Annotated in this window: 10 protein-coding genes; 6 read left to right on the forward strand and 4 right to left on the reverse strand. The window is 70.4% G+C overall.

Annotated features, from left to right (window positions below; translation table 11 throughout):
* Positions 1 to 50 precede the first annotated feature (50 nt).
* Positions 51 to 296, forward strand: a complete 246-nt coding sequence (locus ACZ46W_RS15185; protein WP_468336903.1) for a chaplin — start codon at positions 51 to 53, stop codon at positions 294 to 296.
* A 451-nt stretch (positions 297 to 747) separates the two neighbouring features.
* Here the strand turns inward: ACZ46W_RS15185 and ACZ46W_RS15190 are convergent, their stop codons facing one another.
* Entirely contained in the window at positions 748 to 1,551 is an 804-nt protein-coding gene (locus tag ACZ46W_RS15190) for a hypothetical protein (RefSeq protein WP_468336906.1), read from the reverse strand.
* A 187-nt stretch (positions 1,552 to 1,738) separates the two neighbouring features.
* Between ACZ46W_RS15190 and ACZ46W_RS15195 the strand changes: the two genes are divergently transcribed.
* The 4 genes from ACZ46W_RS15195 (at position 1,739) to ACZ46W_RS15210 (ending at position 4,974) form a co-directional block, all read left to right on the forward strand.
* The gene (locus ACZ46W_RS15195; RefSeq protein WP_366129930.1) at positions 1,739 to 2,530 is read left to right on the forward strand and encodes an ABC transporter ATP-binding protein; all 792 of its coding nucleotides are present in this window, start codon (positions 1,739 to 1,741) and stop codon (positions 2,528 to 2,530) included.
* Between the two features lie 66 nt (positions 2,531 to 2,596).
* Positions 2,597 to 3,025 (forward strand): NfeD family protein, encoded by a 429-nt coding sequence (locus ACZ46W_RS15200; RefSeq protein WP_468336909.1) that lies wholly within the window; start codon positions 2,597 to 2,599, stop codon positions 3,023 to 3,025.
* A gap of 144 nt (positions 3,026 to 3,169) precedes the next feature.
* Complete coding sequence (locus tag ACZ46W_RS15205; protein WP_031072403.1) at positions 3,170 to 4,120, forward strand: SPFH domain-containing protein; 951 nt, start codon at positions 3,170 to 3,172, stop codon at positions 4,118 to 4,120.
* Positions 4,121 to 4,203: 83 nt separating this feature from the next.
* Positions 4,204 to 4,974, forward strand: coding sequence for a sulfite exporter TauE/SafE family protein (locus ACZ46W_RS15210; protein WP_468336913.1), 771 nt, complete (start codon positions 4,204 to 4,206; stop codon positions 4,972 to 4,974).
* A gap of 139 nt (positions 4,975 to 5,113) precedes the next feature.
* Here ACZ46W_RS15210 and ACZ46W_RS15215 read toward each other — a convergent pair whose 3' ends face one another.
* The 3 genes from ACZ46W_RS15215 to ACZ46W_RS15225 form a co-directional block, all read right to left on the reverse strand.
* Positions 5,114 to 5,620, reverse strand: coding sequence for an HNH endonuclease (locus tag ACZ46W_RS15215; RefSeq protein WP_366129927.1), 507 nt, complete (start codon positions 5,618 to 5,620; stop codon positions 5,114 to 5,116).
* A 165-nt stretch (positions 5,621 to 5,785) separates the two neighbouring features.
* Positions 5,786 to 6,322 (reverse strand): YbhB/YbcL family Raf kinase inhibitor-like protein, encoded by a 537-nt coding sequence (locus tag ACZ46W_RS15220; protein ID WP_468337052.1) that lies wholly within the window; start codon positions 6,320 to 6,322, stop codon positions 5,786 to 5,788.
* 61 nt (positions 6,323 to 6,383) lie between these two features.
* Positions 6,384 to 7,166 carry a sporulation protein gene (locus tag ACZ46W_RS15225; protein ID WP_468336916.1) on the reverse strand — a complete coding sequence of 261 codons (783 nt, stop codon included), beginning with the start codon at positions 7,164 to 7,166 and terminating at the stop codon, positions 6,384 to 6,386.
* Between the two features lie 102 nt (positions 7,167 to 7,268).
* Between ACZ46W_RS15225 and ACZ46W_RS15230 the strand changes: the two genes are divergently transcribed.
* Complete coding sequence (locus tag ACZ46W_RS15230; protein WP_468336919.1) at positions 7,269 to 7,913, forward strand: DNA-3-methyladenine glycosylase; 645 nt, start codon at positions 7,269 to 7,271, stop codon at positions 7,911 to 7,913.
* Positions 7,914 to 8,213: the final 300 nt, after the last annotated feature.

The following is an 8,213-nucleotide window of genomic DNA, read 5'->3' on the forward strand; positions in this document are numbered from 1 at the left end:
TGGCGTGCTGCGGTGATCGCCGCAGCGATAGTCAACGGAGGATTTCCGAAGTGAAGAACCTGAAGAAGGCCGCTGCCGTCACCATGGTCGCCGGTGGACTCGTGGCCGCCGCCGCGGGCGCCGCGTCCGCCACCGGTGGTGCGCACGCGAACGGCGCCGCCGTCCACTCGCCCGGCGTCGGCTCCGGCAACCTGGTGCAGGTCCCCGTTCACGTCCCGGTGAACGCCACGGGCAACAGCGTCAACGTGATCGGCGCCCTGAACCCGGCCTTCGGCAACACCGCCGTCAACCACTGACGCCCGAACGCCCCCGGCCCCCAGCCCCGCCTGGGGGCCGACCCATACCCACCCACCAAAGAGGCCCCGGCCCGACTCGGCCCCACCCCCATGTCGGGCACCACAGGGCGGGGCGGCCCCACCCGCTCCGCTCGCCCGCCACGCGCCGCTCACCCATGGTCACCCGCCCTCCAGGTTCGGGCACCGGAAGGCGGGGGCGCCCCCACCGCCCCCGCACCCACGCCACTCGCTCAGCGAGCCGCTACCGCCCGGGCCGCGCCCATGCCCGGAAGGGCGCGCCGCCCCGGGCGCACACCGCCCTCGCACTGCGCCGCCCGCCCGGGGTGCACGCCGCTCACCCCGCGCCACCGGGCACCCCACCCCCATGCACCGGGCCCCGGCGGCGCGCCGCCCCGCCTACCCCCCACGCCCGGAACGCGGGCGCCCCCCGGCGCGCCCCGGCCGCCGCCGCTCATCCCCGCTCGCGTTCCTCCACCCACGCGTTGAACGCCGCCACCTGGGCGCGCCGGGCCACGCGCTCCACCGGGCGCAGGGCCTCCGCCCGGGCCGCCATCTCGGACGCGCTCACCGCCCCGCCGTGCGCGCCGCCCGACCCGTGGGCCGGCGAATAGGCCAGCGAGACCAGCAGGCCCACCCGCTGGGCCAGCTCCAGGACCCGCACCGCCCGCGGCGGATACCCCGGCGCCAGCACCTCGCGCCCGGCCTCCGCCCGCGCCCGGTACGCGTCCAGCGCCGCCTCCGCCACCGGCCCCGACGCCGCCACGTCCAGCCGCGTCAGCACCACCGTCGCGTCCCGCAGCGCCTCGGCCAGCTCCCGCTCCGCCTCGCCGAGCGACGGCACGTCGGCCGGCGGCGCCTCCCGCACGGGCAGGCAGTGCCACAGCACCTCCACATGCAGGTCCCCCGGCTCCGGCCCCGCCTCGTACACCTCCGGTACGAGGCCGAAACCGGCCCCGTACCCGACGACCGCCTCCTCGGCCTCCAGCGCCCGCGCGTTGAACTCCGGCGGGCCGCTCAGCCCCAGCGGATGCCCCGGCGCGGGCAGCGCCACCCGCCATCCCTTGACGCCCAGCGCCCGCAGCCGCCCCAGCGCCAGCGTCAAACCGACCGGCCCCTCCTCGCCCGGCAGGCCCTCCACCCGGTGCACGGCGTCGTCCCCGACGATCGCGAGCACGGCCTCATCCGGCGACACCAACCCGGCCAGCAGGGCGTTCCCCCATGCGGCCAACCGTCCTGAACGTGGTTCCGAAAGCATCCCCCCACCCTAGGCACTGCCACCGACACACCGTCCCCGAACCGGACCCGAGCCCACCGCGGAGAACCGGACAGGGGAGACCTAACGACCGGCTCCCGCCACCGGTGGCGTAGGTTTTCCCCTGGGAGCTTCGCCCACAGGCGCAAGCGACGACGAGACTCGACCGCATAGGGGAGACAACGCGCTCATGAGCGATGTACTGGAGCTGGTGGACGTATCCGTGGTCCGCGACGGACGCGCTCTGGTGGACGACGTCTCCTGGTCGGTCAAGGAGGGCGAGCGCTGGGTCATCCTCGGCCCCAACGGCGCCGGCAAGACCACCCTTCTCAACGTCGCGTCCAGCTACCTCTTCCCGAGCACCGGCACCGCCCGCATCCTGGGCGACCAGCTCGGCAAGGTCGACGTCTTCGAGCTGCGCCCGCGCATCGGCATGGCCGGCATCGCCATGGCCGACAAGCTGCCCAAGCGCCAGACCGTCCTCCAGACGGTCCTCACCGCCGCGTACGGCATGACCGCGACCTGGCACGAGAACTACGACGCCGTCGACGAGGACCGCGCCCGCGCCTTCCTCGACCGCCTCGGCATGACCGAGTTCCTGGACCGCACCTTCGGCACCCTCTCCGAGGGCGAGCGCAAGCGCACCCTGATCGCCCGCGCGATGATGACCGACCCCGAGCTGCTCCTCCTCGACGAGCCGGCCGCCGGCCTCGACCTCGGCGGCCGCGAGGACCTGGTGCGCCGCCTCGGCCGCCTCGCCCGCGACGCGTACGCCCCCTCGATGGTCATGGTCACCCACCACGTCGAGGAGATCCCGCCGGGCTTCACCCACGTCCTGATGATCCGTCAGGGCAAGGTGCTCGCCGCCGGGCCGGTCGAGACGGAACTGACCTCCCGCAACCTCTCGCACTGCTTCGGACTGCCGCTCGTCGTCGAGCGCGTCGGCGACCGCTACACGGCCCAGGGCCTTCCCCTGTCCTGACGCCCTGCCCGTAAGTGCTCCACCGCGCCCTGTCCGCGACCCGACCCCCGGTCCTACCATGACCAGGTGGACATCGACGCATGGGTCTGGTGGCTGATCGGCGCGGTGGGACTCGGCATCCCGCTCGTCCTGACCGCGATGCCGGAATTCGGAATGCTGTCCGTGGGAGCGATCGCGGGAGCCGTCACCGCGGGCCTCGGCTTCGGCGTCGTGGCCCAAGTGGTCGTCTTCGCCGCCGTATCCGTCGCGCTCATCGCGGTGGTACGCCCGATCGCGGCCCGCCACCGCGACGGGCGGCCACAACTCGCCACGAACGTCGACGCCTTGAGAGGCCGGCAAGCCGTCGTGCTCGAACGCGTCGACGGCACCGGCGGCCGCATCAAGCTGGCCGGCGAGGTCTGGTCCGCCCGCGCCCTCGACGCCGACCAGACATTCGAACCGGGACAGCAGGTCGACGTGGTCGAGATCGACGGCGCGACCGCCGTAGTGATGTGATGTGACCTGCGGTCAGCTACCGCAACCTGGTCAACTCCCGCCGAACGGCGCACGCGAGAGCCCGCCGTCTGCGAAACTCGATCATCGAACCAACCGGCAACGAACCGGCAGACAACCGGCAGCGAAGGGCACGGGGAACACACGATGCCATCAGTCATCATCGTCCTGGTCATCCTGGTGGTGCTCGTCTTCATCGCCCTGATCAAGACGATCCAGGTCATCCCGCAGGCCAGCGCCGCCATCGTCGAGCGCTTCGGCCGCTACACCCGCACCCTCAACGCGGGGCTGAACATCGTCGTCCCGTTCATCGACTCGATCCGCAACCGGATCGACCTCCGCGAACAGGTCGTCCCCTTCCCGCCCCAGCCGGTGATCACCCAGGACAACCTGGTCGTGAACATCGACACCGTCATCTACTACCAGGTGACCGACGCCCGCGCCGCGACCTACGAAGTCGCCAGCTACATCCAGGCCATCGAGCAGCTCACCGTCACCACCCTCCGCAACATCATCGGCGGCATGGACCTGGAGCGCACCCTCACCTCCCGCGAGGAGATCAACGCGGCCCTCCGCGGCGTCCTCGACGAAGCCACCGGCAAGTGGGGCATCCGCGTCAACCGCGTCGAGCTCAAGGCCATCGAGCCGCCCACCTCCATCCAGGACTCGATGGAGAAGCAGATGCGCGCCGACCGCGACAAGCGCGCCGCCATCCTCACCGCCGAGGGCATCCGGCAGTCCCAGATCCTCACCGCCGAGGGTGAGAAGCAGTCCGCGATCCTCCGCGCCGAAGGCGAGGCCAAGGCCGCCGCCCTCCGCGCCGAGGGCGAGGCCCAGGCCGTCCGCACGGTCTTCGAAGCCATCCACGCCGGCGACCCCGACCAGAAGCTCCTCTCGTACCAGTACCTCCAGATGCTCCCGAAGATTGCCGAAGGCGACGCCAACAAGCTCTGGATCGTCCCCAGCGAGATCGGCGACGCCCTCAAGGGCCTCTCCGGCGCCTTCGGCAACATCGGCAACGGCACCCCCGGCTTCAACACCGGCGGCGCCGCCAAGCAGCCGCCGCAACAGCGCCGCGAAGAGCCCCCGGTCGACTGAAACGCCCACCCCTTCGTGCATGATCAGTGCATCAAGCACCGATCCGGCAAGCACTGATCCTGTACGAAGGGCGAGGGCACCGCGTGACCATCTGGGAGATGCTCGCCGTCTTCGCCGCAGGCATCGGCGCCGGCACGATCAACACCATCGTCGGATCGGGAACGCTCATCACCTTCCCGGTCCTGGTCGCCACCGGCCTCCCACCGGTCACCGCCACCGTCTCCAACGCCCTCGGCCTGATCCCCGGCTCCATCAGCGGCGCCATCGGCTACCGCGCCGAACTCACCGGCCAGCGCCGCCGCATCCTGCGCCTGAGCACCGCCGCCGCCACCGGAGGGCTCGGCGGAGCCATACTGCTCCTCCTGCTGCCCGCCACCGCCTTCGAGACCATCGTCCCGGTCCTGGTCGGCCTCGCCCTCGTGCTGGTCCTCCTGCAACCCCGCATCTCGCGAGCCGTCCAGCGCCGCCGCGACCGCGAAGGCACCCACGGCAACCCCGACGGCGGCCCGCTCCTCTTCGCCGGCCTCCTCCTCGCCAGCGTCTACGGCGGCTACTTCACCGCCGCCCAGGGGATCATCTATCTCTCCCTCATGGGCATGCTGCTCCACGACACCTTGCAGCGCCTCAACGCGACGAAGAACATCCTCGCGGCGGTCGTCAACACCATCGCCGCGCTCTTCTTCCTCTTCGTCGCCCACTTCGACTGGACGGCCGTGCTGCTGATCGCCGTCGGTTCCACCATCGGCGGCCAGATCGGCGCCAAGGTCGGCCGTCGCCTCCCACCGGCCGTGCTGCGCGCGGTGATCATCGTGGTCGGCGTCCTCGCGATCGTCCAACTCACCCTCAGGGACTGACCTCGCAGCACACCGGAAGCCCGCCCCGGTCCGACGACGAGTCGGACAACGAGACGGGCTTCCGCTCACCCGGCACAGCTCACCGGGCGCAGCTCACCCGGCGCAGCTCACCGGATGCCGTTCACGCGGGCGGTGCGGTTCACGCGGCCGCCGAGGACAGCCACTCCGGCAGTTCCTCCCGGCCCCGTACCCCGAGCGCGAGCAGCATCGCGTCGGCCGGCGACGGGATGAACGGCTGGTGGAGCAGCGGCATCCCCGCCTGCTCCGGCGTACGGTCCGCTTTGCGGTGGTTGTCCTCCGCGCAGGACGCCACCGTGTTCAGCCAGTCGTCCCCGCCACCCTGCGCCCGTGGCACGACGTGGTCCACGGTCGTCGCGCGCCTCCCGCAGTACGCGCATCTGTGCTGGTCCCGTACCAGCACACCCCGCCGCGACCACGGGGCCTGTCTTCGGAACGGCACCCTGACGTACCGGCAGAGCCTGATCACCCGGGGCACCGGAAGTTCCACGGCTGCCGCCCGCATACGCAGACGCGGATGCTCCTGCTCGACAACGGCCTTGTCCTGAAGCACAAGCACCACCGCACGGTTCAGTGTCACCGTCGACAGCGGCTCGAAGCTCGCGTTGAGTACCAGCGTGTCCCGCATCCTGCCCACCTCCCGTATGCCGGCCCGGCCCTGTTCGGCGGGCCTTGGGCTGGGATCAACTCTGGCCGGGCGCGCCGGGTTGGACAACGCAATATCCGTGCGCAACGAAAGATGCCCGTTCCTGATCTCTCCAAGACCAGGAACGGGCAAACAAAAAGCGAACGATCAGCTCTCCGCCGGCTCCGCGTAATGACCGATGAGCTGAGCACGCGCCAGCGTGTGGAACCGGAGGTTGAACCCGACCACGGCGGGCGACACGTCCGCGTCCGGCCCGAGCTTCTCCGTGTCCACCGCGTACACGGTGAAGACATAACGGTGGTCCTCGCCCGCCGGCGGAGCCGCCCCGCCGAAGTCCTTCGACCCGTAGTCGTTGCGGACGTGCACCGCCCCCTCGGGCAGCCCATCGAACTTCCCGCTGCCCGCACCCGCCGGCAACTCGGTGACCGACGCCGGGATGTCGAACAGCACCCAGTGCCAGAACCCGCTCCCGGTCGGCGCGTCCGGGTCGAAGCACGTGACGGCGAAGCTCTTGGTCTCCGCCGGGAAGCCCTCCCACCGCAGATGCGGCGAGGTGTTGCCCTTCGCGTAGACCTGAGCGTCCGCCAGCACGGCCCCCGCCGCGACGTCATCGCTCACCACGGTGAACGACGGCACCTGCGGATGGAAGTCGTGGGGGAGCGGCGCCCTCTTCTCCTCGGCCACGGTCACGTCAGAACCTCCGTCTCACTGTTCTTTCGCAGGGTTGGGATGAGCTTCGACGAGCCTAGAGCCAGTTGCGCCGGCCGCCGACATCGGCGAGCCACTGGTTGAGGTACGCGGCCCAGTCGGTGTTCTGGAAGTCGTTCAGCCCCACCTTGAAGGCCCGGTACGAGTCGCTGCCCTCACTGAACAGGCCCGGCTTCTTGTCCATCTCCAGGACGACGTCCATCTCGTGCTCATCCGCGACGAACGTGAGCTCGACCTGGTTCAGCCCCCGGTACTGCTGCGGCGGCAGGAACTCGATCTCCTGGTAGAACGGCAGCCGCTGCCGCGTTCCCCGGATGTGCCCGCGCTCCATGTCCGCGCTCTTGAAGCGGAAGCCGAGCTGGATGAAGGCGTCCAGGATCGCCTGCTGGGCCGGCAGCGGATGCACATTGATCGCGTCCAGGTCACTGGAGTCCACGGCCCGCGCGATCTCCAGCTCCGTCGACACACCGATGTCCATCCCGCGAAGCTGCTGCCCTGCGATGGTCGTGACCGGCGTCTCCCACGGAATGTCGAGGCCGAACGGCACCACGTGCACCGCCCCCGCCTTCACCTCGAAGGCCCCACCGAGCCGCACCTTCGTGAACTCGATGTCCTGCTTGACCTCCTGGTCACCGCCCTCGACCTCGACGCGCGCCTGGAGACCGACCGACAGCCCCTCGATCCGCTGATCCACCGAGCCGCCCTGGATGCGCACCTCACCCTGGACGACGCCACCGGGCACCACGTTCGCCTCGGTGAGCACCGTCTCCACGGACGCACCCCCCGCGCCCAGGCTCGCCAGCAGCTTCTTGAACCCCATGTTCACTCCTTTACGGACCTTCACGGACCGGATCTGATCCTGACCCCTACATACGCGCATACGCGGAAGGCCCGCGGCCGGTTCCCAGTACGCTCGTACGACATGATCGAGAGCTCCGACCGTACGCCGCTGCCACGGGCCTTCTTCGACCGCCCCGTACTGGAGGTCGCCCCCGACCTCCTGGGCCGCACACTCGTGCGCATGACGGACGACGGCCCCATCGAGCTCCGCCTCACCGAGGTGGAGGCGTACGCGGGCGAGGCCGACCCGGGCTCGCACGCCTACCGTGGCCGCACCGCCCGCAACGCCGTGATGTTCGGCCCGCCGGGTCACGCGTACGTGTACTTCACCTACGGCATGTGGCACTGCCTGAATCTGGTCTGCGGCCCCGAGGGCGCCGCGAGCGGTGTCCTGCTGCGCGCCGGCGAGGTCCGGGTCGGCCAGGAGCTCGCCCGCAAACGCCGACTCTCGGCCCGATACGACAAAGAACTGGCCAAAGGCCCCGCCCGCCTCGCCACCGCCCTCGACGTCGACCGCACTCTCGACGGCACCGACGCCTGCTCCGGCCCGGCGTCCCCCCTCTCCGTCCTGCACGGAACCCCGGTCCGCCCCGACCAGGTCCGCACCGGCCCCCGTACGGGAGTGGGCGGCGACGGGGCCACCCATCCCTGGCGCTTCTGGATCGACGGCGACCCCACGGTGAGCCCGTACCGGGCCCACACACCACGCCGCCGGAGGAGGACTTGACTCAGGGGCCCGAAGCGTCTAACGTCTACCGAGCTGCAAGAGATGGGCCTGCCGTTCGAGGCACCCCCGGAGCAGCCATCCACCACCTAAGATCGACTTCCCGAATGGGTCGGCTTCCGGCGTGTCCGGAATTCAATCCAGCGACTCGATTATGAGTCGTCAGGGAAATGGTCTAAAGTGGTGGAGCGCCGAAAGGCAAAGGCCTTCCAACGGCCACCGGAAACTGAATCCGAACCGGAAACGGAACGGAAAAAGAATCTGGTAAGGTTGGAAACAACGAAGGGAAGCGCCCGGAGGAAA

This window comes from Streptomyces sp. NPDC031064 (genome assembly GCF_055570965.1).

Excerpts from the sequence above, each read along its gene's own strand:
- ACZ46W_RS15190 (WP_468336906.1), bottom strand. The coding sequence starts at position 1,551 with ATGCTTTCGGAACCACGTTCAGGACGGTTGGCCGCATGGGGGAACGCC.
- ACZ46W_RS15195 (WP_366129930.1), top strand. The coding sequence starts at position 1,739 with ATGAGCGATGTACTGGAGCTGGTGGACGTATCCGTGGTCCGCGACGGA.
- ACZ46W_RS15205 (WP_031072403.1), top strand. The coding sequence starts at position 3,170 with ATGCCATCAGTCATCATCGTCCTGGTCATCCTGGTGGTGCTCGTCTTC.
- ACZ46W_RS15215 (WP_366129927.1), bottom strand. The coding sequence starts at position 5,620 with ATGCGGGACACGCTGGTACTCAACGCGAGCTTCGAGCCGCTGTCGACG.
- ACZ46W_RS15225 (WP_468336916.1), bottom strand. The coding sequence starts at position 7,166 with ATGGGGTTCAAGAAGCTGCTGGCGAGCCTGGGCGCGGGGGGTGCGTCC.
- ACZ46W_RS15230 (WP_468336919.1), top strand. The coding sequence starts at position 7,269 with ATGATCGAGAGCTCCGACCGTACGCCGCTGCCACGGGCCTTCTTCGAC.